Below are 23,615 nucleotides of genomic sequence, written 5' to 3'. Positions count from 1 at the left end.
ATTTCCAGCCAAATCACAAAAAAATATCGGTCACCGGTTGACGGGCCCTCCCTCAAATCGGCCATAATAACGCGATTTCTGGGCTTTTCCCTACCAACCTATAACCGGAACGCACACATTAGAAACGGTATATAATATGTAAAAATCACAACATATTGTGTGCGAATACCATTATACTATACAATATCTCGTTGTCACAGCAACGAAGGATGAAATTTTAGCCATAAAAATGGGTCAAGCCCAATCGATCATCATTTTGCTCCGAATTGCTCTTTTTTTCGACTTCCTTCTATGAAACCCGCTGAAAAAATTTCCAACTCCGCGCCCCAAGCGCTCCCTTGGGATTCCGTGACCTAAACGCCCCGATTATGACTAACATCCCTATCTCTGCTCTGTATAAACGTCCCTACTTCTGCATTCCGTACAGGTTATGAAGTTACTCTTTTTCGTCCATACTACACCTATCTCTGCAAGAGACTTAGTATTGCACCAAGAAAAGGCTGATGGCCGCCAGGCCGTCACGCACAAGGGAGGTTTTACATCTTGAATCCGCATCCCCCAGGCTCCGCCGGTAATTCCGCCAAGCTCCCCGCCGTTCCGGTCCAATTCGACCGCAGCTGGTACGATGACCTGGAAGCCAAACTGAACAAGGGCGGCCCGTGGGACGATTGGAAGCTGTTCAACCTCGCCGGGCAGGCCGAAGCGGCTTCGCTCGTTACGAGCTTCGAAGACATGCTGTGCCTGAAGCACCTGCCTCAAGAGCAGGTCACCCCGCTGCCGCACCAAACCGAGACGGCCCGAAAGGTGCTGTTCGAAATGCGCGGTCGCGCCATCCTTGCCGATGAAGTCGGACTGGGTAAGACCATTGAAGCCGGCCTAATTCTGAAAGAGTACATCGTGCGCGGCCTTGTCCGTAAAGTTCTTATCCTCGTTCCCGCATCCCTGGTACTGCAATGGGTTCGGGAGCTGAACCAGAAATTCGCCATCCCGGCAGTAGCCCAAAAAAAAGAATACTCCTGGCAAAATGACGTCGTCGTAGCATCGATGGATACCGCCAAGCGCGATCCGCATAAGGAGATACTGCTCGGCAACGAATACGATATGGTCATCGTGGACGAAGCGCACAAGCTAAAGAACAAGAAGACGACCAATTACCAATTCATGTTGAAGCTGCGAAAAAAATACTGCCTGCTCCTCACCGCCACCCCGGTCCAGAACGACCTGAGCGAGCTGTTTAACCTGATTACCCTGCTCAAACCGGGACAATTGGGCGGGCAAAACGATTTTGCATCCAACTTTGTATTCGATAAACGAATTCCAAAAAACGAAAGCCAGCTCAAAGGCGAGCTAGCTAAAATTATGATCCGCAACCGGCGCGGCGACGGTGAACTCGAGTTCACCAAACGCATCGTCAAAAATATTCATGTCGAGCTTTCACCCGAAGAAATGAAATTATACGATGGCGTCACTTCCTTTGTCAAAGACCAATATCATGCAGCCGGCGGCGACTTGAACAGCATGCTCTCGCTCGTTACTTTGCAGCGGGAAGTCTGCAGCAGCCGGGACGCGGTATTCGTGACCCTCGTCAATTTATCGAAGAAACTGGCGCCGGATTCGCCGCTGCGCGATAAAATATGGGACCTCGTCGGCATCATCAAGACGATTAAGGCCAACAGCAAAGCCGAGAAAGCGATGGAGCTCATCCGCGGCATGGATGACAAGGTAATCGTATTCACCGAATACCGCGCCACCCAAGAATACTTACTGAATTATTTTCGGGACCGGAATATGACCGCAGTGCCTTACCGCGGAGGGATGAACCGGGGCAAAAAAGACTGGATGATGGATCTGTTCCGCGGCCGCGCCCAGGTCATGATTGCAACCGAAGCCGGGGGAGAAGGAATCAACCTGCAATTTTGCCATCAGATGATCAATTTTGATTTGCCGTGGAACCCGATGAGGGTTGAGCAGCGGATCGGCCGTGTGCACCGGCTGGGCCAGCAGAATGACGTTCAGATTTACAACCTTTCAACCAAAGGAACGATCGAAGAGCATATCCTGAATCTTTTGCATGAAAAAATCAATATGTTCGAAATGGTCATCGGCCAGCTCGATGTCATTCTGGAGCGGTTTGAGAAGAGCGACTCCCTGGAAAAAAGCCTCTACAAAATATTGCTGGAATCCGGCAGTAACGACGAAATCGCCAGCCGGGTCGATTCTTTGGGCCAATCGCTGCACTCGATCCGTACCGAACTGGATGAGAGCGGCGAGAATTCGGCACAAAATTCCCGGTTGCAGCAGCTTCTGGAGGTGGATGAAGCATGACGATGACGCAGGATCAAATTCGCCAGTATGTGCTGACATATTTGGAGACGACGGAGTGCCAGTTTCTCGAAAAGTCGCCGTACCATGTCACGGTGAAGCTCTCTCCCCGCGCCGACAAGGATCTGACGAATCGTCCTTATTATTGGGGATTTATTGAACGAACGGGCGTCGAGCCGGAGACGATGACCTTCTCCTTCATTTTTGACGCCGAGCGGCATAAACAGCTTGAAGATCAGAAGGCATCATCGCAGCCGGAGGCGTCGCCGCAAGAGGATACGATCCTCGGCCGTCATTTCGGCGCGGTGCGACCGCTCCCTATTCTCGGGCCGGGCCGGATTCAGCGGGAGGAGATGCATTTCGGCAGTCCCCGGCTCAAACAGATCTTTGCCGCAGCGAGGCAAGGAGGACGCAGCGTCTACCTGTTTGAAGATCCCGGGCCCAGGCAGCGGTCGACCTTGCTCCCGGCGGCGTACGAGCCGTGGCTCGGCGTGCGCCTCAAGGTTGAGTTCAGCTGCGATATGAAGCGAGAGGAGCTGCACTTTATCGGAGTATCCTTGCGTACCGGGCAAATAGACACAGAGTTTCATACCAGAGTAGACGGTAAAATCCTGGTTCCCCGAATGCCGGAGAATATGCACATTTCACCGACCCGCCTGTCGCTAGATCAGGGAAGACAGTTGGTGGAGCAAACCATTAACGAGAAGGTGCAAGCTTACGATACCGCTTGGGCAGATGAAGCCCGGGAGCGCCTAAACGAAGAGTTGGCTCTGATCGATGCCTATTATACGGATCTTCTTCAAGATCCCGATGAAGAGCGCAAACAGGCCGTCATGGAGCAGTACGAATCCAGGCGAGGAGAAATACGCTGGCAATACGAGCCGAGAATTGTCGTATCCGCCCTGGGCAGCGGCATCTTTCACCTGCGTTCGCCGCTGGGTACAGACATTGACCGTTCTCGCTAAAAAAGTTCAAAAATAGAAGTTGACGAAGGCTTGGGCGCACGACAGATTGCAGCATCCTTTTCAGCCCTGCTTGGCTACAATGGATGGACAAGCAGCCCTGTATCGCGACATCTGAAGCATTAGCCTCTACCTTAAATTCAATGAATTGCAGGTGATATAAACATGACCCACCGAACAAAGACTCACAGGTTCGCCAAAATAATGCTTTGCGCGGGCATCATCTGGCTCGGGGCATTTCAAGTCTCAGGCCAGCCTACCGTGATCTCCCATGCATCCGCCGCGGCGGCAGTCAACCCGGATGCGCCGGCTCCCGAGCCGCTGCGGCGGTTTGCGGCCGATACGATACAGCAGTTGGCGGCAAACGCTCCATTTACAGGCTGGAGCGCAGCCAAGCCGATCATCGAGCCGCTTGGCCCCGGGACGCATAGCTGGCTTGTTACATTAAACAGCGGCACCTCCAAAAGCACCGCTCCCTTGGGGTATCTCATTATCTCCGCTACCCCGGATGGCGACTATAAGCTGGTCGAGTACGGTTTGGGGGAGAACTCGCTTTATGCGAAGCCGACACTGGAATCCGGTCTCGCCGGGCTCGGCTTAGCCAAGAAGACAAAGTCTCTCCCTACCGTCACGCCGGTTTACGCGGGGCCGGTTCTGGCGGAGTGGATGGTCCGGGCCGCAGGTAAATCCGGCACCGTCCATTTCATTGATGCCCTCACCGGGGAACAGATTCCGGAAAGCCTGCAAAGCTGGAACAAACAGGCCGCAAGCTATGTGCCGCCTTCCGCGGCAGCCGGAAGCGACCAGAAGTCGCTGGCCGTAGCGGCGACTACCCGTCACGCCGATCTCTTTGACCCGTACGACAATATCCTATGGATGGCCGGGGATCCGATCCAGACCGGAACAGACCGGTTTGAGGAACTCCTCGCTAACTACAAGCGCCTTGTATTTGTCACCAACGGCCCGGAACGCACTTATTCCATTCCTTTACCGATCATCGGTTATCAAAAATGGAGCGCTGACCCGCAATCTTCCAGTGAAGACGCCATATATGTTCTCACAGGCTCTGACACCGCCCAGCGATGGATCGCTCTTGACGCATTGAAACAAAGCGGCAAATTTGTCGCATACACGGATTAGTAAATAATAAAAGGCAGCCGATGTAGTTATCCCTACCGGCTGCCTTTTGTATGCTGCATCAAATGCGATGCCCTCTTGTCCTTTTTCCGCTTCCGCGGAATCTGCCCGATCCAGAGTGATATCGAGAACGGAATCATCCCGAACCACCTGTTTGCCCAGGGTTCCCTTCCTTTCGAACGCTCCCGCCGCACCTCCTTGGGCGTCTCGACATAATCCACGACCCGCTCCGTAATATATTTTACCAGTTCATCGCCCTTGGCCATGCTGCCGCCTCCTTTTGACACTAAAGCTCTATTCGTATTGTGCACCGTAATCACGCTTCATAAACACCAAACACGAATGCATGTTTTTTCTATGATCGGCTCAAGCTATGGACGGATAAGAAAGTGCAGATTATGAAGCCGTAAAGGGTGATATGAATGCAAATAAAAACAGTTGGGGTTCTTTTCGCCTCCGTGATCATGGCTTTGACCTTGGCGGGGAATCCCGTCATGGCGTTTGCGGAAGACGGGAACAATGAATTCCGCCACGCCTTTCCGGAGCCGGTCATCTTGATCGATGCGGGTCACGGAGGCATTGACGGGGGAACCTCCTATGGCGATATTCTTGAAAAAGACATCAACTTAGCCATCAGCCGCCGGTTGTATATGATCCTGAGAAGCCACGGATACAGAACCATCCTGAACCGGACCGGAGACTATGCGCTAAGCGATGATAACCGCTGGCTGAACAGCCGATCAAGGCATATAAGGGATTTGGCTCAACGCAAAGAACTCAGCGAGCAGGTGCCCTCCTCGATCGTCGTGAGCCTGCATGTGAACTGGGGGAGAAACAAAGCTAAACGGGGGCCGGTGGTCCTTCACCAGGATGAAGCGCGCAGCGCGCTGCTGGCAGGCTCCCTTCAGCACGCATTAGAAGATCTTTATGATTTGAAAAGATTTACCCAACCCGAACTGGGCAAGCCGTTTTATTTGCTAAAGCATGTCGATTCGCCGGCCGTCATCGTAGAAACCGGATTCATCAGCAATGCCGAAGACCGCGCCATGCTGATCAGCACGCGCGGTCAACAGAAAATCGCTGAAGCAATTTACGCAGGCATCGCAGAATATTTTACGGTGATGTAACTCCCCGCCCCGGTTCGGTTCCGGGGCCTTTTTGCTCCTTCGCCAATTCCGAAATCCCGATGAACCTTACTCCACGGGCTTGAAATTCAGGAACATACTGCTTCAGGGTCGCTGCCGTTATGGCCCCCTTCACCCCAACATGTCCGATCGCTACACATTTCCCTTTCTGATCCAATAGCTCCTGAATCTTATTCAGTTGGCCGGCAATATGGCGCGTATTGTGCACGTCATCGAGGAATATATCATTGGACAGTCGCGGCATCCCCATTTTTTCGCTGATTTGCGATGTAACCGACCAATAATTCGTTTTACTGTCGACAAAAAACAGGCCCCGCTCCCGACAGACCTGAAGAATAACCGCCATGATCCGGTCATCCCCCGTTATTTTGGAGCCCATATGATTATTGATTCCTTTCGCAAACGGAACATTGTCAATGGCTTCCTCCACCTTCTTCCGGACCTCTTCATTCGTCATGCCCGACAGAATCGCGCCCGGCCCGAGCCACTCAGGTTTGCCCTGCTTCGGCTCCATCGGCATATGGATCAGAACATCGTGCCCGAGCTCATGCGCCCTTCTTGCATCCTGCTCCGTTGTCCTCATAAACGGCATGACGGCGACCGTCAATTTTACCGGCAGATTCAGAATCTCCTCCGTACCGCCCATTGAATTGCCGAAATCATCAATAATGATGGCCAGCCGCCGTACGGAGTCCACCTTCGCCACGGGGCCCTGGGCTTGACCGTCTTGCGGAAGCGGGGCGGATGGAACGGATATAGCAGATCGGTCCGCTTGAACGTTCGTAACCCCGCCAAACGGAATTAATAGCAGCAGGCACATTAGCATACAGATTACTTTCGCGAACTTCTTTTTACTGGTTCTCATAAACAACGCCCCTTAATTATAATCAGCTTCCTCTAAACGAGGCTTTGCTTCCAGTCCCTGCGCCGAACCGTACTTGTCCAGGCCAAATCGACCAGAAACAGGAACAGCAGCAACGGACCCGCCGTGTCCCAAACCGGACGCAGCCCTTCATATACTTTTTCCATGAAAGGATGGATATAGGTGAGGAGCCCCAGGGACAGCACCCCCCAATAAAGTGAAAACCGGAGACAAATATGCCCTTGCAACTGCCAACGGTTATTGGAGTAATCCCACCACTGGCGCCCGAACAGACCTTGAAGCAACATCCCGCTTGCATATTCAACCGCCGTTGGAACCGCAAAACACAACCCGAGCATCAGGAACGGATTCGGAGCTTCCCTGCCGAAATGAAGCAGCAGCAAAGGCGCAAAACCATACATTGGCTTATAAGGCCCTTTCATAAAACCTTCCTTCCAGAATACGCCCCTTGTAGCCAGGCTATAAACATTTTCCAGGAACCAGCCGCAAACCGAGTAGGCCATAAAATAAAAAAGCGATTCCGTCACCGACGTATCACCTCCGCCTTTCCATAAAGTTATCCAGCAATCGTCTTTCCTATTATGACTGTCTCGTGTCCGATTATGCGCGAAAGATACCCGGGTTGCAGATCCCCGGAGAAATACGCGGTGAAATTTTCCTTGTTTTGCCTCATTTTAAGTTCGCGTAAGATGATAAGATGACTATGAGTATGAAGTACATAGAAAGGAGCAGCTGAAGATGGGACTTCACCTCATCGGAATCCTGATATCGATCTTAGTCATGCTGCCGAATCTTCTCTTCTTGTTCCGCGGCCCTCGGAACATGCCTAAATCCCTGTCGCCCTCGCCCATGATCATAACGATTCTGGAGCGTGTCGGCCAAATATCCTGTTTTGCGATGCCCCTGTTATTCGGGATAAAAATTGCAGAGCAGCCTATGAATCTTATTCCTGTTCTCATGGGAATCTGCCTGCTGGTCTACTACGCTTGCTGGATCCGTTATTTCGCGGGCGGCAATTTATTCGCATTACTGTATAAACCATTAGGTCCTATTCCCGTTCCTATGGCCTTGTTCCCCATCCTTTATTTCATACTTCTCGGACTTTGGATGAGATCTTATTTGTTCATCGTTCCCTCGCTTCTGTTCGCCGTCGGCCACTTTATAAACAGCTGGAGGGTATATGTGGACATTGAAGCGTTAAAATCTTAAAACACAATGTTCCGGGCCGTAAAACCGTATCTATCATAAATGACGGCATCTTTTTAATGTAAACAAAAAAACGCTTTTTTCAAGCGGCTCGGAACGATTGGCTTGTTTTGAGTCACGACAGCCGTTCAACATCAATCAAAGGATGTACCTTGATGTCAAAGTCAACGTTAATTTTCATATTTTCCCAATGTTTCAACCATTGCTCATCGGTTATTTCTTTAGAAAACGGCTTAAGCGAATGGGTTCCGACCTCTAAGGGATCCACTTTCAACCGCTGCATACTTCTTAATAATTCTGACGTTTGTTCCTCTAGGTAGACCTCAATCTCATGAATTAAATGTTCCAATTGTTCCTCACTTTGAATATCCTTTCCTCCCAGGTATTCCTCAATTCTTCCGGTCAGTCCCACATGTAAAGACAAGGATGAATAGTCCGTCGAAAGTTTCATTCGAACATTGGACCGGATACGTCCTAAACTGGTAGATAACTTGGGAATGGCCAAGACTTTTAGGAAATGATTGTTATCCAGAAGTTGGAAAATATTATCGTCCATGTCTTGAATAACCATTACTTCTTTATCGTTTTGGAAGAAGGCTGTTCCTACGTAATTGAAATTGTTCTTATCCGAATGAAAAACCGGCAGGATCGGATCCTTAAAAGGGGAATATACCTTCTTCATAAATGTTTGAAAATTGACGATGCTCATTTCACCTTGATTATGCTCCTCATAATGCTTTAACATCCGATAAAGAAAATAATCTTGGTTTTCTTGCTTCGTCAATTGATTTTTTATGTATTCATCAAAATCGCCTCTGACAATCAACAAATAGACACGCATTGAAATATCGGGATCAACCAATATGGTATTGATCAGCTTTTCAATGCCTCGTTTTTTTGCCAGCTCCTCATTGATTAATACCATTCGCAACTGCCCCTGCTTTAATTCCCGATAATAAATTAAATCAAACTCCTTGCCTCCCTGCTTTAGCAGATCGACTTCCTTGGAGAGAAGACGTTTTTTTTCTTGGATGAGCGGTGGTACTAAAGTGCTGATTTTCAACTTTCCTTCCGTCCCCTCGTCAATCGACCAGAAAACTACCGGAGCGATCTCTTCGATCAAATTGTTCTCGACATATGGAGAAGAACAGCCGGCCATCCAAATAAGACATACACTCGCTAATAAACTATAGTGCTTATATGGTACCATGCCTACATACTCTCCTTTCGTTTAACTGCAGTGAAAAGAATCACAGGAACAAGTAAATAAATGAAAGCACCCAGCCAGATTTGAATGTTCAGTAACATCTTTTGACCCGGAACCGTTTGCCATAACCATTGATCCATTAAAATGATGCTTATCAATATGACGAACCAACTCGACAATAAGCTGATCCGAGTCTCGCGTTTGTTCATTTTTCTCATAAAGACTCTTCCGGCTCCATAAAAACACAACAGAAGAATTGAAATGTCAAACACGTAATTAAACATATGGAAAGAGATAAGAATGTGATCGATTCGTTCCAAACCGCTCGTTTGAATATAGCTTCCCATATATCCTATCGGAAAATTGATCTTGCTTAAGAAATTCGAACCGTAAAACAAGACCGAAGCAATGAACAATAATGAATATTCCATGATCGTCAGCATGTTTCCAATGACCAGATATTTCGATATTTTTTTATTGGAGCTTAACCATGGGACCAGAAAGACCAAATATACTGGACCGGAAAATGCCGACCAAAGAAACAACAAACCCTGCCATGATTGCCCTGACCATTCAGTGGGTATGAGAGGATACAAATCGCGGTAATTTGCAATCGGCGGAAAGAAAAAAGGAATAAACACGATTACGATCCAAGCCCCGCAAAGAAAGGCGATAACGACAAAACGCAATGTGTTCTCCATTCCATGTGAAGCCACAAATAGGCTGATCAAAAGTATCATTAGGATCAGCCATCTTTTATTCATTGATGGATAAATAAAACTATGGAGCATTTCAACGTATCCCAGTGTGATGATTGAAATTTTTAACAATATGATCAAAAAACCAAGTATTGCGAACACTTGAACCGCCCGTTTCCCGAAAAGCTGTACAAATCCTTGATAGCCCTTCGCTGCATAACTGGAAGTAAACCATTTGGACATCATCATCAAATTAAGTTGGGACAGCAGCCCTATCACGACAATTCCCCAAACCATATACGAATGAACCAAATAAACCGGCATGATTAAAATAAAATAATGCATTTGCATGCGATTCACTAAGAAAAGGAAATAGATGCCGCCAAGGGTAGAAGTTCGATTGTATAAGGATAAACTCTTCACTTCTTCATCTCCTGTCGCCATTTCCGTAATGGTTTTAGATACTTCGGACGCGTTTTCATCCAAATTAAAGGGCCGCGGATAAAGAGGTCGTTCCAATCCTTCCCATAAAAAGGAGCAATCGGTGCTAAATAAGGTTGACCTAAAGACGTTAATGCATGGAGATGTGCAAGAATCCCGATCAGCCCGATCACGATTCCCGGCAACCCAAGAAACGATGCAAGGATAAGAAGAAGAATTTGCATCAGCACCATGGATTTTGTCACTTGATAATTGGGAACTAAAAAGAAAGCAATAGCGGATATACCCATCAACACTATCAATACTTTACTTGCAAAGCCTGCTTCTACAGCAGCTTGTCCAATGACGATACCACCGATAACTCCTAACGTTTGACTGGTTTTGGTCGGCATTCGCAAACTTGCTTCTTTGATGATTTCCAGCGTTACGATCATGAATAATCCTTCTGCAAACGGAGTAAAGGGCAATTTGCTTCTCGATTCCAATAATACGAAAAGAATCGGCAGCGGAACCATTTGATAATGAAATGTCGTTAACGCAACATAAAAAGGAATCATCGTCAATGAAATAATAAAACTTACGTACCGGATTAAACGTAAAAAACTGGCTACCGGCCAACGAAGGAAGTAGTCTTCCGGCGATTGGATGAGATGAAAAAAAGTAATGGGAGCAATTAAGGCAAACGGCGAATTGGAAACCAATAGCGTCAGCTTTCCCTCACCTAAGGCGTAGGCACAGGCATCCGGCCGATCCGTTTGTAGAAACTCCGGAAAGACCGTATGGTTATGATCTTCAATAAAAGCTGCAAGCTGAGAGGAGTCTAAAAATTGATCGAAATCCACACTTTCAATTTTCTTTCTTGCAAGGGAAACAAATTCTGGATTAGTTAATCCGTCTATGTACAGTAACACAACTTTCGTTTTACTCAGTGACCCGATAGTAAAGCTTTCCGTTTTTAATGTCGTTATAGGCAAACGTCTGCGCAACATTGTAATGTTTTTATCGATTTGTTCACTGAAGCTGTCTTTCGCTCCATAGATAACCGTTTCCGTTTGGGATGGTTCAACTGCCCGACCAAGAGGGTTTTCCAGTTGGACGCCTAACCACTGATCGTTGACTGAATCGTTTAGAAGAACAAATCCTTGCATTATTTTTTGCTCAGCATCTTCGATCGATAGAACATCCGAAACTTTGGCATTGGTTATGCATGAAGAAAGCGAATTGCCGGCAGAACGATCAAGTGGCTGAATAATCGTCTCGTTTAAACGCTCTTGATCAATTAACGTTTTTATGTATAAAAGATAGACTGAGGTACTGGTACCCATACTGTGCTCAACAATTTCGGCATCATCCATATGGTTTAATTTCTGTTTTAGTTCCTCAAGCCATGTGGACATTTGATAATTTTTCATTTGAGGGTCTTTTTCAACCATAGTCTTCTCCATTATTAAAGTAATCCAAATCGTGTGGTTATTATCTTGCCCTGTCATCGAAAAATCATACGACCAGCAATTTGTATCACACGATAATAACCGGTATCAAAGAAGGCACAACCTTCGCTTAAATGAAGGTTGTGCCTTGTTATTATTTTAAATTTTTTTGCATTTTAACGAACTTATCTTTACCGTGTTTCTTAATGACTCCCTGCAGTTCACCTCTCGGCGCCGCGAATCGTCACCTGCTCTCCCATATCCGCGATATAGTCCTTTCCCCACTCGTACATCAGATCCAGAATGGGAATCAGGCTCTCGCCGCGGGGCGTCAGACTGTATTCCACTTTAGGCGGCACGACAGGATACACTTTTCGGTTCACGATGCCGTCGTCTTCCAGCTCCCGCAGCTGCGTCGTCAGCATGCGCTGCGTGATGTCCGGAATCAGCGATTTAAGCTCGCTGAACCGTTTGGTGCCCTCTTTTCCAAGGTGCCACATGATGATCATTTTCCACTTGCCGCCGATAATGGAGAGCGTCAGTTCTTTCTCGCAATTGAATACCTTGTCTTTATTTCTGCTCATGCTGCAGTCCGCCTCCTACACCTTAGTATACTTTTAGACACTATATAACAAAATTGTGCCTACTTCCAGTTTTGATACCTTCTCTTTATAATTAAGTTCAGCCTAGCGCATACTTAGTATATTCACACTCAAAGGAGGCACTCACTCATCATGAAACTTCAGCTTGCACTCGATCTGGTGAACATACCGGAAGCCAAGGAAGTCGTCAAGGAAGTACAGGAATATATCGATATCGTCGAGATCGGCACTCCGGTCGTCATTAACGAAGGGCTTCTCGCCGTGAAGGAAATCAAGGAGGCGTTCCCGAATCTGGACGTGCTGGCCGATCTAAAAATCATGGACGCGGGCGCTTACGAGGTCATGAAGGCTTCCGAAGCCGGGGCCGACATCATCACGGTGCTGGGCGCGACCGACGATTCCACTATCCGCGGTGCGGTGGAGGAAGGCCGCAAGCACGGCAAGAAAATTCTGGTCGACATGATCAATGTGAAAAATCTGGAGGAACGCGCGCGCGAAGTCGATGCGCTCGGCGTCGATTACATCTGCGTGCATACCGGGTATGATTTACAGGCGGAGGGCGAGAATTCCTTCGAACAGCTTCGCGTGATCAAAAAGGTCGTGAAGAACGCCAAGACGGCGGTTGCAGGCGGGATCAAGCTCGCCACGCTGCCGGAAGTCATCGAGGCGTCCCCGGATCTGGTCATCGTCGGCGGCGGCATTACGGGCGAGGCGGACAAGCGTGCCGCGGCGGCCGAAATGAAGCGACTGATTTCGGCGCGTTAAGCGATGATGCAGTCCATCAAGAGTCATGCGGCGCATATCGTGCAAGAGCTCGAGCATGCCGCATCGCTGCTCACAGAAGACGCCGGCGAACGGCTGACGGAAGCGATTCTCGGGGCCGGACACATTTTTGTGACGGGGGCGGGACGCTCCGGCCTCATGATGAAGGCTTTCGCGATGCGCCTGATGCATCTGGGGCTGCAAGCCCATGTCGTGGGCGAGACGGTAACACCAGGTATTACTAAAGGTGACCTGTTGCTGATCGGCTCCGGTTCGGGCGAGACGCAGACCTTGATCGGCATGGCCGAAAGGGCGAAGGCGCTGGATGCGGACGTCGCCGCACTCACCATCCAACCGCAGTCTACGATCGGAGCGCTGGCCGACATCGTCGTCCAGCTGCCGGGAGCGCCGAAGGACCAGGCGTCCGGCAGGGATTTGACGGTGCAGCCGATGGGATCCTTGTTCGAGCAGACGCTTCTGGTTGTACTAGACGCTGTCATCCTTCGGATCATGGAATCGCAGCGCCAGAACTCCGGCAAAATGTACGGCAATCACGCGAATCTGGAATAACGGACAGGAGGGAAAGGCAAGCATGCTCAAAGGTAAAACGGCTATTATTACAGGCGCGGGTAAGGGGATCGGACTCGCGGTCGCCCGCGCCCTCGCGCAGGAAGGCGTGCGTCCGGGCCTGATGGCGCGTTCCGCGCCAGACCTGGAACGCGCGCAGAAAGAGCTGAAGGAAACGTACGGCGTCGACGCCGCCATCGCGATGGCCGACGTAGGCAACCGCGGCGAGGTCGAAGCGGCTGTCGCCCGCTTGATCGGCGAGCTCGGCACCGTCGACATCCTGATCAATAACGCGGGAACGGCGACGTTCGGCACCGTGGCGGACATGGATCCCGAGGAGTGGCAGCATATCGTTCAGGTCAACCTGATGGGCACGTACTACGTTACACGCGCCGTGCTGCCAACGATGCTGGAGCGCAAGTCCGGCGACATTGTCAATGTCGCGTCCACGGCCGGAGAACGCGGCTTCGCGACGGGTTCCGCCTACTGCGCGTCTAAATTCGCCGTGATGGGGCTGACGGAATCCCTCTTCCATGAGGTCCGCAAGTCCAACATCCGGGTCGTCGCCTTGACGCCGAGCACCGTGAACACGGAACTCGCCGTCAGGACGGGCTTGCCGGTCGGCCCGGAGGAGCGGATGATGCAGCCCGAGGACGTGGCGCAGCTGGCGATCGCGGCCCTAACGCTGCCATCGCGCGTCGTCTTAAAAACCGCGGGCATTCTCACGACCAACCCGCAATAATCACCGGCATACACAGAAAGGGCATCCCGCCCGGATCTTTGCGGGAGGCCCTTTTTTTGAATGTAACCTTTCACATGCTCGATTACATTTACATTAAATTCTTTGCAGAAATTGGCCCGATTAGCTCTATACCAGGCTAATCGGGCTTCATCTTCCCCATTCCCTACCCGCACCGGCCTTTTATCGCACCTCTACGCCCACACTTCGGGATGCGTCACTGTCGTACTTGTACGCAGCAGGCCATTCAGAGTACACCTTCCCTGATCCACCTGTTGAATAACGGGCGTATTTTTCTCTCTAAACTTTCAGGATTTTAAAGACTTTTTATATCCATAACAACTCTGAAAAAACAGTTGTTCTTCACAGAACAACCGTCATTTTCTTAGCAATCTCCGATAATTTTTGGTTCTTTAAAAAGTCCTCCATTTTCTCTTCCGCCGATACCATCACCTTCTGAATAATACACTCTGATCCATGTTTCATTTCGCATTCGAATAAAGAGGCGGATCCTTCAATGGCATGAATAACGTCAAGAAACGAGATTTCTTCCCAATTCCGTTTTAGACGATATCCGCCATTGGCCCCTGAAGTGGATTCAATCATTCCCGCCTTGACCAGCTTGGTAAGGATTTTGGATAAATACGTTGGAGAAACCTCTTGCCTTTCCGCCAATTGCTGTACGCCGATAAGTTTGCTCGGCGGGAATGCGGCAAGAAAGAGCATAGTATGAAGAGCATAGTTTGTCGCTTTTGAAAATTTCATAGCGTGATGTTCACCTCAATCATGGACTTTATCTGCCCATAATAACTTTTTAGATTGGGCTATGTCAAATCTCCTCTGCCGGATTCTTCCTTTATTTATGACATCTGGCGGCTCTCCATGACCTGCGGTTCCGCTGAACCTTTGCCATACGGAACAAAGAAGGTAAGAAAAAAACCACTCGCCGCAACGAAGGCTAATGACCAAAACGCGGCTTGAATTCCTTCATACATATTGAACGGAAAAGATACTGAGCTATAATCTGCGGTAATGGTCACCATGGTGATGAGCAGAGCCCCACCCATTGACATGCCCAATGTCCGTATGGCCGTTGTCATCGGCGAAGCGTAATTCATCATCGAATTCGGCAAGCTCGCCAAGGCAAAAGCAGTAATTGGGGTCATCATAAAACCCACCCCGGTCATAAGCAACCCATATAATCCTACCAACAGACCATAGGAAGCATGAATCGATAGCGCCATCGTTAATAGGGCCGTTACGGCAGCAATCCCGAAGAAGCCGATCCGAATCAAATAGCGACCGCCGAAACGGTCGTAGATTTTACCCGAAACCACTCCGGACACCCCCATAAGCAATGCACCTGGAAGTAGCATTAGCCCCGATTCTCTAGGCATTAGTCCCCTGACATTTTGTGCATATAACGGGAGCAGCAGTTCCACCCCGGCCATTACAATGAACAGGACCACGCCTATAATCGATGCATAAGTAAATCTCGAGTAACGAAATACGTTGAAATCCAGCAAAGGGACCGCCAGTTTGAATTGGCGCTTCACAAACAGAAACGACATTGCGAATCCTACGATAAGGATGATCAGCGCAAGCATAATCCCCCTTCCCTGATCGCCAAGGATGCTAAATCCATACAACAGGCTGCCGAAGCCTATACTCGAATAGAGAATAGATCTCCAGTCTAATTTCGCTTTATGCGTATCCCAAACGTTTTCCAAGCAATAATAGGCGACAAACAGGTTCGCGATCGCAATGGGCGCCACCCCGTAGAATAAGATTCTCCAAGAATGATTTTGAATCACGAAGCCGGAAATCGTCGGACCCAGTGCAGGGGCGAGTCCCACAATGAGACTGGCCAGCCCCATCGCTGCCCCGAGTTTTTCCTTTGGGAACACTAGGATAATCGTATTCAGGAACACCGGTACCAGCAATCCGGCGCCTATACCCTGAATAATTCGTCCGCTCAGTATCAATGCAAAGTCGGCGGAGAAGCCGGCAATTAGCGTCCCTGTCGTAAACGCCCCCGCGGATGCGAAAAACAGGGTTCTCGTCGAGTATTTTCCGATCAGGAATCCCGTCACAGGGATGACAATTCCAGAAACCAGAAGATAGACGGTGATCAGCCATTGCGCACGATTGACCTGGATTCCAAGGTCAAGCATCATTTGTGGCAAAGCCGTGTTCAGCATGGTTTGCATGAATTGTGCCAAAAAATTCGCGACGATTAGAGAAGCGACAATGATTACGGGTTTTCTTTTCATAACGTTCCTCACCATTTTCCGTTCCATTTAGAGGCCGAGAGCAAACATTTTGCATGGCCCGCACCAAGCTTCCCAAAAATTTACTACTTACGGCTTTTTTCATTTTGCTAACTGCTGTATCTGGATCTTAATCATTACAATTATCACTTTTGAAAAAAGCCCTTCTCTCTAAGAAACTATTTCCCAAAGAGAAGGACCAGTCCACTTAGAGTTAAACGAAATCTTCTTCTGTCAGTTCCATATTGATGCCAACTGCCGCTTTGCTTCCGTCTGCTGCAGCATAAATCAACTGGGAAGGCATTACGTAAGCAGCATCCCCGGCAGCGTACACACCTGGAACCGTGCTTTTGCCCCACTCATTCGTGGCGATACCGCCAAACCCATTCACCTCATAACCAAGCGATCCCTGAAAAGACGCTAGGTTTGGGCCATATTCAACAATACCGTTCCTCGCTGTTTATTAAACATTCGGATGCCTTGGCATGCAGGAAGAGAGCTTTTTTCGCAAATCAGGCTGCCATCCATGTTTGCACCGAGCTCCTGTAGCGTTTTACCTGCCAGTTGCATCCTTTTTGCCGGTGATCGTGCCGGCATGTGATCCTGCTGCGTCTGCCGCTGAACGTCGTCAAAGCCTTACAAAACCTGATATTTAAAATTATTATATCTTTACTTTTTAGCATTTCAATCCTGGTTACGTCTTCGCCCCAAATGTTCATAGAAGGGTCAACTCTTTCCGACAACTCGGTGAAAAACAATAAAACCACCCTTTTGAGCTATTGATTCATCAAGAATAATAATTTCGTTTTCCATTAGCTCCCTGTGGAAATCTACCGACTTTAGCCGGTAGATTTCCTTCGAGCATTAAATACAACAGCGGCCAGGCTAGGTCATTCGCATCCTAGTCCGCCGCTGTTGCTTTTTTCGGATCGGTATTTGACTTTTCGGCAGTGCTCATTAATTAGCAGATGGTTGCTATTCTTCAGAAGCTTTTGGATTCGTATTAAAGTCGTTCGGCGCGATGCCTTCCGCTCGCCACACCGTGCCTCTTTTCTCGTACTCGAATAACTTTTCTACAGCATTCGCGATTTGGGCAAAGGTGGGATATTCATAGACGATGATCAAAAATGGCTAATATTTATGCTCGTTTGGATTACAGTTCAAAGATTTATTCTACCCAGGTACAGGTAATGAGCACCGGCTTAGAGATATTGAACAACAAAAAAAGGTTCCTTCTCTGCTAGAAAAAGCAGATCAGAAACCTGTCATTTGATGAAGTGGTGCGGTCGAGAGGACTCGAACCTCCACGGGGGGTTAGCCCACACGGACCTGAACCGTGCGCGTCTGCCAATTCCGCCACGACCGCTTGGCGTCGTTATCCGTGGAAATGTTTTCCGCAGCGACAAGATATAAAATATCACGCGGAATAAAATGAGTCAACTCTTTTTTATTTCTTACCTCCTGGCAGGATCAGTCAAGCCCTAACGCGTGAAGCTCGATACGGCCGCTCTCCACCTTGACCGTGATTTTTGAATTGTCTGCCGGAGCAAGCTCGGCCGTGAGCAGCGCGGATATTTTATCACTTGGGGACAGCGTAGTTTTTAGCGTCTCCACCCCGTCTTGCAGTACAGAGACTCTCGCTTCTTCCTTACAAATCAGCTCTAATGTGACCGTGTTGCCTCGTTTGATTGAGCAGAAACTATAAGTAGCGAATTCGTCTGCGGTAAGCTCGAGCGCGAGGTTCTTCCAACCGCTGTCAAAACCGAACGCCTTTGTTTGGGGCTCGTCGGAAATCGGAACGATTCCCATACCGGTAGCGGCCCGATACTTATAGAGATTGCCTTCCAGGCGGTTGCCGCTGAAGGATACTCCTTTACCCGGCAACTCATCGAAATCCGTCCCCCGGACGCGGCATCCGGGCTGCCGGAAAGCGGAAGCCGTGACTACAGGATGAGCGGTGCAGTTCTCCACCTTGATATTTTCGAGGTAACCGTCCAGAATCTGTTGGGTCCGTTCATAGCTCGGCCGAGGCCCGCCTTCGGTATAGGCAAGGAATTCATCCCAGCCATCAGGTTTGTTTACGGTGTATGGGGAATTCGGGCGCTCCATCTTCTTCCACGGCCATAAATTATAGCCGATCCCGAGCGACACAGCCAGCGGATACATGGCTGCAAACCATTCAAGATCGTTTTCTCCCGTTTCCCCCAGCCATAGCGGCTGATTCAGGGATTCGGACAGCTCCAGAAATTCTTCATACGCCTCTTTGCCGGGCATGCAAGCGTAGCGGTGGAAATGGATGACCATGTTGTGATCGTATGGCTTGTAGAATACAGCCGTATTTGTGGCCCAATGATGCCCCTCCACCGACAGCATATGCCTGGAGTCGATCTCGCGGATCGCGGCGATGGCCTCCTCATAAAATGCCGCCAGTTTTCGTACGAGATAGTGCTCATGCTTTCCTTCCATGATCCCCGGGCGCACCGGTTCGTTCAGAAGATCATAGCCGCCCACGATCCAGCGGTCGCGGTACCTCCGGGCAAGCTCCTTCCATAGCTCGATCCCTTTGATCCAGCTGTCCTCATCGGTCAGCAACCGCGGGAAATCATCGATCGAATCATCGATATTCGCTCCGGTCTGGCCGCCGGGTGCGCCGTGCAAATCCAGGAAGGCGTAAAGTCCGAACTCCTCGCACCAATCCAGACACCGGTCGATCAATTGGAAGCCATCCTCTTTCCAGAGGATTCCGGGCTCGTCTTCCATCAGAACCCGCCATCCAATCGGGATGCGCACCGAATTGTATCCTTGCTCCGCCATAAGCCGGATATCCTCTCGGGTAACATAATCATCCCGAAACCGCTTCCAAAAATGTTCGGCATATTCGCTCCCCGCCAGCTCGCGGATCACCGCTTCGATACGGTGCGGGCGATCGAACCGGCTGTTATGGGACAGCCACATATATCCTTCGCACAACAGCCAGTTCCCTAGTCCCCAGCCTGTAAGGACGATTTCCTCGCCGTCTTCGTTCACTACCTTTTTTCCTTCCGCCCGCAAGAAGCCTTTGACCCGCGAACGATCACACTTTTCAAACATGAGTTTCTCTCCTCCCCGGCTGAACCGATTATGGCGACCATTATAGCATTCTCTATTCAGGACGAGCGGCTGTCCCGACATTTGGAGCCTATGATCCGAAATTTCGGTCCCTTGGCATCATTCATTGGCACAATCCTCTGGATGGTGCAGAATATGCTGACTCCCGTTACGCGGAAGTATTGTTCTCAAACCTGGCATTATTACACCGGCCTGGTTCCCGTATTTTTCCTGCTTGGCGGTTCTGAGATCATCAGCAGACTTTTCTCATTTATTGCTCCCGCCCATAGAGCAGCTAGCCCTGTTCCAGGTTCGGTAGCGATTGTGGAGACATAGGCCCGAGTCTCACCCGTGGAATAAGCCGGAGCCCATGTCCGGTTATGGATCACCCAACGATTTGACGATCAAAAAGCATCGTCATGCATATCGGAAAATCGGAAATGTGGGTGGACGGTAAGAAGGTTGATTTGGAAGGTGCCGTACCTACGTTAAAAACGGGGTAATTTTCTTACCCGTTAGACAGCTTGCTGAAATCCTTGGGGTTCAAGTGGATTGGAATAGCACAACGAGGACTGCAACGTTTAAAGCAATGGAATAAAGATTTCAAACAGCAAAAAGGTTTCTGTTCTGCCGGATAAGCAGATCAGAAACCTGTTTTTGATGAAAGGATGCGGTCGAGAGGACTCGAACCTCCACGGGGGGTTAGCCCACACGGACCTGAACCGTGCGCGTCTGCCAATTCCGCCACGACCGCAAATTTCGCCGATGCAATGTTTTGCAGCAACGAAATATATATTATCACCTTTTCTCAAGCGAGTCAACAAGCAAAACAAATCTCTTTTGAAGCTTACTTTTCATGGTATGCCAGCATCCTCGAAGTAGTCTTAGACAAAAATGGAAGCCCGCCAAAAACCGACTCCTTCCGGAACCGCTCCTCCCCGGGGCCGTCTCCGAGCATTCCGCCCACGGTACGCGTCCCGGTTGCACATTCGAGACATTCCTCGATCCATATTCCTCGTAGCGAACGGTTGACTCATTTGCGGGATCATCCCAGTTATCCCATCCCAAAGGATGAATATGCCGGCCCACCCGGCAATAGAGGATTGCAGTCTTGGCGAATTTCTCAGAACTTTATCCGTTCCTTCCGTAAGCAGGAAGGCATGACGCCAGGCCAATACCGGGACATCTTCGCCGCCCCCAAATCAAATTCGAAGCCGGGTACTTCGGCACAGGGGTAAGAATGGATATACCTATAATCTGACGGGCAATAAAAAATGACGGTGCCGAGGATGAATGAATACCCTCTGCATCGTCATTTTGCATTCTAGTCTCCGCAGCTTTCGTTTATGCCAAACCATTGGCGATGCCCACCACAATCCAGGAAGCGATCAGAATCACGTTTCCCTTAAGCAGCAGGTTTTTGGACTTGGCAAATCCCTTCCATTCCCCGTCCTTGAGTCCCCATGCATTGCTTACGATCAAAGCCAAGCCGTTAAAAGCCAGCCAGCCGACGCTTGCGCCGATCGGCCCGAGCATTACCGTAGCTTTCGCATAAAATCCAAGGGCAAAAAACCACACAAATGAGGTAACGATCGCTTTGGCATAGGCCTTCCCCGATCCCGGTGCGACATAATCGCGGTAGGTCCGGTTTTTGATCAGCATAATAAAGGCATACAAGAAATTGGCCACGAATCCGCCGGATAACGTGATCACCCAGGGAATCAGACTGGCGCTCATCTCGGATACGCCGTGCCCGGCCGCAATGTCCAGTGTCTGGTTGGCGTAAGAAAACCCGATATTCATCGCTGCCGAACCCAACCCGGCAATGGAAGCCATAATCAGTCCCTTGGACAACGGCTTATCACTTGCTTTGGCTCCACTCTTTTGTCCCTGCTGCAATTGCTTCTTGAGGCTTTTTTCTTTATCAAGCCCCGCCTTCGTAATGACAACCACCCCGACCAGCATGATCATCATTCCGGCCAGCAGCAGAATAAAGGAACGGGCTACCGGAATATTTCCGAAGATAAGCAAAGGAATTAACGAGCCCGCCGAAGCGGATATCCCCATATTCACGCCATAGGTGAGAGATACCCCGATCGAGTCCACCGCTTTGCCAAACAGGATCGAGCTGATCCCCCACAGCAGACCGCAAAATGAAGCCAACCACAGAACTTGCGGCGGAGTCTCCCGCACATATGTCATAAATTCCGGCACTTCCAGCCATGTCCAACCGATCGGAATCAGCAAAATACCGATGACCGAGAAGACCACCCAAAACGCTTCCCAGGAAAAAGGCTGATATTTCTTCATCCCGAGCCCGAAGCTTCCTTGAAAAAAACAAGCTACCAATAACAATAAAAACCCGTAAATCATGTTCTCTCTCCCCATGGCCCTCATCTAAGGTGCCGAATCTATGTAAGCGCAATAAACTAACTATAATGAGGAAACGGGAAAATGACAACGTAAAAAATATCTCTGTTTAGGCTTGATTTAATCGTTCTAACTGTTCCCTGCTCAACTTGATATCCAGTGAGCCCAAATTCTCTCCGAGCTGCTCCGGAGTGCTGGCCGCAATGACCGGAATTACTGCCGGATCGCTATGCAACATCCAGGCCAGAACGATTTGATTCATCGTCCCTCCGGTTTCGGCGGCGACCTCTTTTAACATCTCTAATCTGGATAACGATTCCGATCCTCCATACGATTCCGGGATGGACACATCTTTCCTCGTATACGCGCCGTTTAGCAATGGAGAATACGCCAGGAGGGAAAGATCGTCCCGGTTCCGGCAATAAGTTATCAGTTCTTCATCGGCGCTGACTTGAACCCCGAAATCGGCATCCCTTCGAGGCCGCAGATAGGTATAGCGTTGCTGAACGCAGGAGTATGGGGTCAAGCCCCCCGCTTCGCTGATGCCCTGGGCCTCTTTCAGTCGTGAGAGAGAGTAGTTACTGCAGCCGATCGCCCTTACCTTTCCCTTCCGAACAAGTTCGTCCAGAGCCTCGAGCGTCCCTTCGAGCGGGGTGGATGTATCGTCAATATGAGCGTAATACAAATCCACATAATCCGTGCCAAGCCGCCGCAGGCTTTCATCGATGGCGGCTTCAATCGCCTTCCGGCCCAAACCTTCCATATTCTCGAACCCCGCTCCGGGATACGCAGGCTTGGCTCCCGCCTTCGTCGCAATAAACATTTGACCGCGGTTGCCTCGTTCTTTCATCCACCGTCCTAATAAGGACTCGCTTTCCCCGCCAATACATCCTTCATTCCAAAAAGCGTAATTGTTCGCCGTGTCGAGGAAGGATCCTCCCGCATCCACATATTGATCCAACAGACGATAAGAGTCACTCAGGCCCGTCCAGGATCCGAAATTCAAACATCCTAAAGCCAGCGCACTGACTTGTAGACTTGTGGCACCTAATTTCATCTGCTGCACTGAAAACATCCCCTTAACATTAAATTTGAATCCGGTCCGTCAGATAGTCCAGAAAACACCGACTCTAACCCGAATGTTCTCCGCTTTCCCAAGCCCGGTAATAAGCGATCTTGTCGCGCAAAACCGCCAGCGTATCCTCCAGTTCCTTCGCCTGTAACATCAGCTTTTGTTCGTGCTCCTCAAGGAGCGCTCTCCGCCGGCTAATACCCGCATCCCCCATCCGCATCATATCCGCAAAGCGCTGCATTTCTACGATCGGCATTCCGGTGGAGCGTAAACGAACGATCAACTGGATCCATTCCATATCGTCCATATGATAGGCTCGATGTCCGTTTTTCGCCCGTCGGATCGGATCCATCAGTCCGATTTTTTCATAATAGCGAAGCGTATGCACACTCAATCCCGTCAGGCCTGCGACCTGTTGAATCGTCAAATCCTTATCCGTCATATATGGATCTCCTTTCCAAATCCTTCTAATGCAACTAATGTACAACTTAGAGTGCACTCCAAGTCAATAGCTTGAAGCTGTACAGAGTCACTCCCATGCTCAATGCAAAAAGAGCCAGGGCTGATTTATACAGTCCGGCTCTCATGCTTAACCTATTTTCCCCAATTCCATCTGTAAATCTTGCGATATAAGATGAACTATTGAAATGGATGTGTGGCAAGTACGTAAAATGTTCCTGCGATCGCTGTTGGTTCCAGATTTCATGATCTTATA

General features: G+C 49.5%; 26 protein-coding genes, 2 tRNA genes and 2 pseudogenes. 10 read left to right on the top strand and 20 right to left on the bottom strand.

Annotated elements, in window-relative coordinates; translation table 11 throughout:
- Positions 1-543 precede the first annotated feature (543 nt).
- From NYE70_RS01570 to NYE70_RS01560, 3 genes are all read left to right on the top strand, one after another.
- A complete protein-coding gene (locus tag NYE70_RS01570) occupies positions 544-2,325 on the top strand; it encodes a DEAD/DEAH box helicase (protein ID WP_341044799.1) in 1,782 nt (593 codons plus the stop codon).
- Entirely contained in the window at positions 2,322-3,287 is a 966-nt protein-coding gene (locus tag NYE70_RS01565; RefSeq protein WP_211021147.1) for a YqhG family protein, read from the top strand. Before NYE70_RS01570 ends, NYE70_RS01565 begins: the two co-directional genes overlap by 4 nt.
- Positions 3,288-3,449: 162 nt before the next feature.
- A complete protein-coding gene (locus tag NYE70_RS01560; protein WP_341044798.1) occupies positions 3,450-4,424 on the top strand; it encodes a hypothetical protein in 975 nt (324 codons plus the stop codon).
- A gap of 32 nt (positions 4,425-4,456) precedes the next feature.
- Here the strand turns inward: NYE70_RS01560 and NYE70_RS01555 are convergent, their stop codons facing one another.
- Entirely contained in the window at positions 4,457-4,687 is a 231-nt protein-coding gene (locus NYE70_RS01555) for a YqzE family protein (protein WP_211021145.1), read from the bottom strand.
- A gap of 198 nt (positions 4,688-4,885) precedes the next feature.
- Here NYE70_RS01555 and NYE70_RS01550 point away from each other — a divergent pair, with 198 nt between their 5' ends.
- Positions 4,886-5,548 carry an N-acetylmuramoyl-L-alanine amidase family protein gene (locus NYE70_RS01550; protein WP_435530146.1) on the top strand — a complete coding sequence of 221 codons (663 nt, stop codon included), beginning with the start codon at positions 4,886-4,888 and terminating at the stop codon, positions 5,546-5,548.
- Here NYE70_RS01550 and NYE70_RS01545 read toward each other — a convergent pair.
- Both NYE70_RS01545 and NYE70_RS01540 read right to left on the bottom strand, forming a co-directional pair.
- Positions 5,535-6,431: a divergent polysaccharide deacetylase family protein gene (locus NYE70_RS01545; RefSeq protein ID WP_341044797.1), complete on the bottom strand. Its 897-nt coding sequence runs from the start codon at positions 6,429-6,431 to the stop codon at positions 5,535-5,537. The genes NYE70_RS01550 and NYE70_RS01545 overlap by 14 nt on opposite strands.
- A gap of 32 nt (positions 6,432-6,463) precedes the next feature.
- On the bottom strand, positions 6,464-6,976 hold the full coding sequence (locus NYE70_RS01540; RefSeq protein WP_290407442.1) for a putative ABC transporter permease: 513 nt from the start codon (positions 6,974-6,976) through the stop codon (positions 6,464-6,466).
- Between the two features lie 211 nt (positions 6,977-7,187).
- On the opposite strand from NYE70_RS01540, the gene NYE70_RS01535 reads away from it, so the two are divergent.
- Entirely contained in the window at positions 7,188-7,658 is a 471-nt protein-coding gene (locus tag NYE70_RS01535) for a hypothetical protein (RefSeq protein ID WP_290407443.1), read from the top strand.
- Between the two features lie 112 nt (positions 7,659-7,770).
- Here NYE70_RS01535 and NYE70_RS01530 read toward each other — a convergent pair whose 3' ends face one another.
- The 4 genes from NYE70_RS01530 to NYE70_RS01515 all read right to left on the bottom strand — a co-directional run bounded on the left by NYE70_RS01530 (position 7,771) and on the right by NYE70_RS01515 (position 12,015).
- Positions 7,771-8,865, bottom strand: coding sequence for a Ger(x)C family spore germination protein (locus NYE70_RS01530; protein ID WP_290407444.1), 1,095 nt, complete (start codon positions 8,863-8,865; stop codon positions 7,771-7,773).
- A 2-nt stretch (positions 8,866-8,867) separates the two neighbouring features.
- Positions 8,868-10,004, bottom strand: a complete 1,137-nt coding sequence (locus NYE70_RS01525; RefSeq protein WP_341047486.1) for a GerAB/ArcD/ProY family transporter — start codon at positions 10,002-10,004, stop codon at positions 8,868-8,870.
- A complete protein-coding gene (locus tag NYE70_RS01520; RefSeq protein ID WP_290407446.1) occupies positions 9,980-11,434 on the bottom strand; it encodes a spore germination protein in 1,455 nt (484 codons plus the stop codon). The genes NYE70_RS01525 and NYE70_RS01520 overlap by 25 nt, the downstream gene beginning before the upstream one ends.
- Positions 11,435-11,652: 218 nt before the next feature.
- Positions 11,653-12,015: a winged helix-turn-helix transcriptional regulator gene (locus tag NYE70_RS01515; protein ID WP_290407447.1), complete on the bottom strand. Its 363-nt coding sequence runs from the start codon at positions 12,013-12,015 to the stop codon at positions 11,653-11,655.
- 150 nt (positions 12,016-12,165) lie between these two features.
- Here NYE70_RS01515 and hxlA point away from each other — a divergent pair, with 150 nt between their 5' ends.
- The 3 genes from hxlA to NYE70_RS01500 are packed head-to-tail and all read left to right on the top strand — an operon-like array spanning position 12,166 to position 14,104.
- Positions 12,166-12,798: a 3-hexulose-6-phosphate synthase gene (gene hxlA, locus NYE70_RS01510; RefSeq protein WP_290407448.1), complete on the top strand. Its 633-nt coding sequence runs from the start codon at positions 12,166-12,168 to the stop codon at positions 12,796-12,798.
- Positions 12,799-12,801: 3 nt separating this feature from the next.
- The gene (gene hxlB / locus NYE70_RS01505) at positions 12,802-13,365 is read left to right on the top strand and encodes a 6-phospho-3-hexuloisomerase (RefSeq protein ID WP_341044796.1); all 564 of its coding nucleotides are present in this window, start codon (positions 12,802-12,804) and stop codon (positions 13,363-13,365) included.
- A gap of 22 nt (positions 13,366-13,387) precedes the next feature.
- Complete coding sequence (locus NYE70_RS01500) at positions 13,388-14,104, top strand: 3-ketoacyl-ACP reductase (RefSeq protein ID WP_290407449.1); 717 nt, start codon at positions 13,388-13,390, stop codon at positions 14,102-14,104.
- Between the two features lie 360 nt (positions 14,105-14,464).
- Here NYE70_RS01500 and NYE70_RS01495 read toward each other — a convergent pair whose 3' ends face one another.
- From NYE70_RS01495 to NYE70_RS01465, 8 genes and pseudogenes are all read right to left on the bottom strand, one after another.
- Positions 14,465-14,866, bottom strand: a complete 402-nt coding sequence (locus tag NYE70_RS01495; protein ID WP_290407450.1) for an Rrf2 family transcriptional regulator — start codon at positions 14,864-14,866, stop codon at positions 14,465-14,467.
- A 95-nt stretch (positions 14,867-14,961) separates the two neighbouring features.
- Complete coding sequence (locus tag NYE70_RS01490; protein WP_341044795.1) at positions 14,962-16,374, bottom strand: DHA2 family efflux MFS transporter permease subunit; 1,413 nt, start codon at positions 16,372-16,374, stop codon at positions 14,962-14,964.
- A 27-nt stretch (positions 16,375-16,401) separates the two neighbouring features.
- Positions 16,402-16,461, bottom strand: a pseudogene (locus NYE70_RS25980) (thioredoxin domain-containing protein); the annotation flags it as partial.
- Positions 16,462-16,585: 124 nt separating this feature from the next.
- Positions 16,586-16,762, bottom strand: a complete 177-nt coding sequence (locus NYE70_RS01485) for a hypothetical protein (protein ID WP_445323738.1) — start codon at positions 16,760-16,762, stop codon at positions 16,586-16,588.
- A gap of 29 nt (positions 16,763-16,791) precedes the next feature.
- Entirely contained in the window at positions 16,792-16,968 is a 177-nt protein-coding gene (locus NYE70_RS01480) for a hypothetical protein (protein WP_341044794.1), read from the bottom strand.
- 378 nt (positions 16,969-17,346) lie between these two features.
- Entirely contained in the window at positions 17,347-17,496 is a 150-nt protein-coding gene (locus tag NYE70_RS01475; RefSeq protein ID WP_341044793.1) for a hypothetical protein, read from the bottom strand.
- Positions 17,497-17,649: 153 nt separating this feature from the next.
- A tRNA-Leu gene (locus NYE70_RS01470) sits at positions 17,650-17,737 on the bottom strand.
- 104 nt (positions 17,738-17,841) lie between these two features.
- Positions 17,842-19,461 carry a glycoside hydrolase family 5 protein gene (locus NYE70_RS01465; RefSeq protein ID WP_290407452.1) on the bottom strand — a complete coding sequence of 540 codons (1,620 nt, stop codon included), beginning with the start codon at positions 19,459-19,461 and terminating at the stop codon, positions 17,842-17,844.
- A 30-nt stretch (positions 19,462-19,491) separates the two neighbouring features.
- Here NYE70_RS01465 and NYE70_RS01460 point away from each other — a divergent pair, with 30 nt between their 5' ends.
- Together NYE70_RS01460 and NYE70_RS25975 are read left to right on the top strand one after the other, a co-directional pair.
- The gene (locus NYE70_RS01460; RefSeq protein ID WP_290407453.1) at positions 19,492-19,794 is read left to right on the top strand and encodes a hypothetical protein; all 303 of its coding nucleotides are present in this window, start codon (positions 19,492-19,494) and stop codon (positions 19,792-19,794) included.
- 157 nt (positions 19,795-19,951) lie between these two features.
- Positions 19,952-20,056 (top strand): annotated as a pseudogene (locus NYE70_RS25975) (stalk domain-containing protein); the annotation flags it as partial.
- A 71-nt stretch (positions 20,057-20,127) separates the two neighbouring features.
- On the opposite strand, the gene NYE70_RS01455 reads toward NYE70_RS25975, so the two are convergent.
- The 5 genes from NYE70_RS01455 to NYE70_RS01435 form a co-directional block, all read right to left on the bottom strand.
- A tRNA-Leu gene (locus NYE70_RS01455) sits at positions 20,128-20,212 on the bottom strand.
- 44 nt (positions 20,213-20,256) lie between these two features.
- Positions 20,257-20,547 (bottom strand): hypothetical protein, encoded by a 291-nt coding sequence (locus NYE70_RS01450; protein WP_435530144.1) that lies wholly within the window; start codon positions 20,545-20,547, stop codon positions 20,257-20,259.
- Between the two features lie 255 nt (positions 20,548-20,802).
- Positions 20,803-21,831, bottom strand: coding sequence for an L-rhamnose/proton symporter RhaT (locus NYE70_RS01445; protein WP_341044792.1), 1,029 nt, complete (start codon positions 21,829-21,831; stop codon positions 20,803-20,805).
- A 106-nt stretch (positions 21,832-21,937) separates the two neighbouring features.
- Complete coding sequence (locus NYE70_RS01440) at positions 21,938-22,885, bottom strand: aldo/keto reductase (protein ID WP_341047484.1); 948 nt, start codon at positions 22,883-22,885, stop codon at positions 21,938-21,940.
- Positions 22,886-22,958: 73 nt separating this feature from the next.
- Positions 22,959-23,342: a MerR family transcriptional regulator gene (locus NYE70_RS01435; RefSeq protein WP_341044791.1), complete on the bottom strand. Its 384-nt coding sequence runs from the start codon at positions 23,340-23,342 to the stop codon at positions 22,959-22,961.
- Positions 23,343-23,615 lie beyond the last annotated feature (273 nt).

The sequence above is a fragment of the Paenibacillus sp. FSL R5-0407 genome, from assembly GCF_038009185.1.
Taxonomy (GTDB): domain Bacteria; phylum Bacillota; class Bacilli; order Paenibacillales; family Paenibacillaceae; genus Fontibacillus; species Fontibacillus vini.
This window is presented reverse-complemented; position numbering and strand designations above follow the sequence as displayed.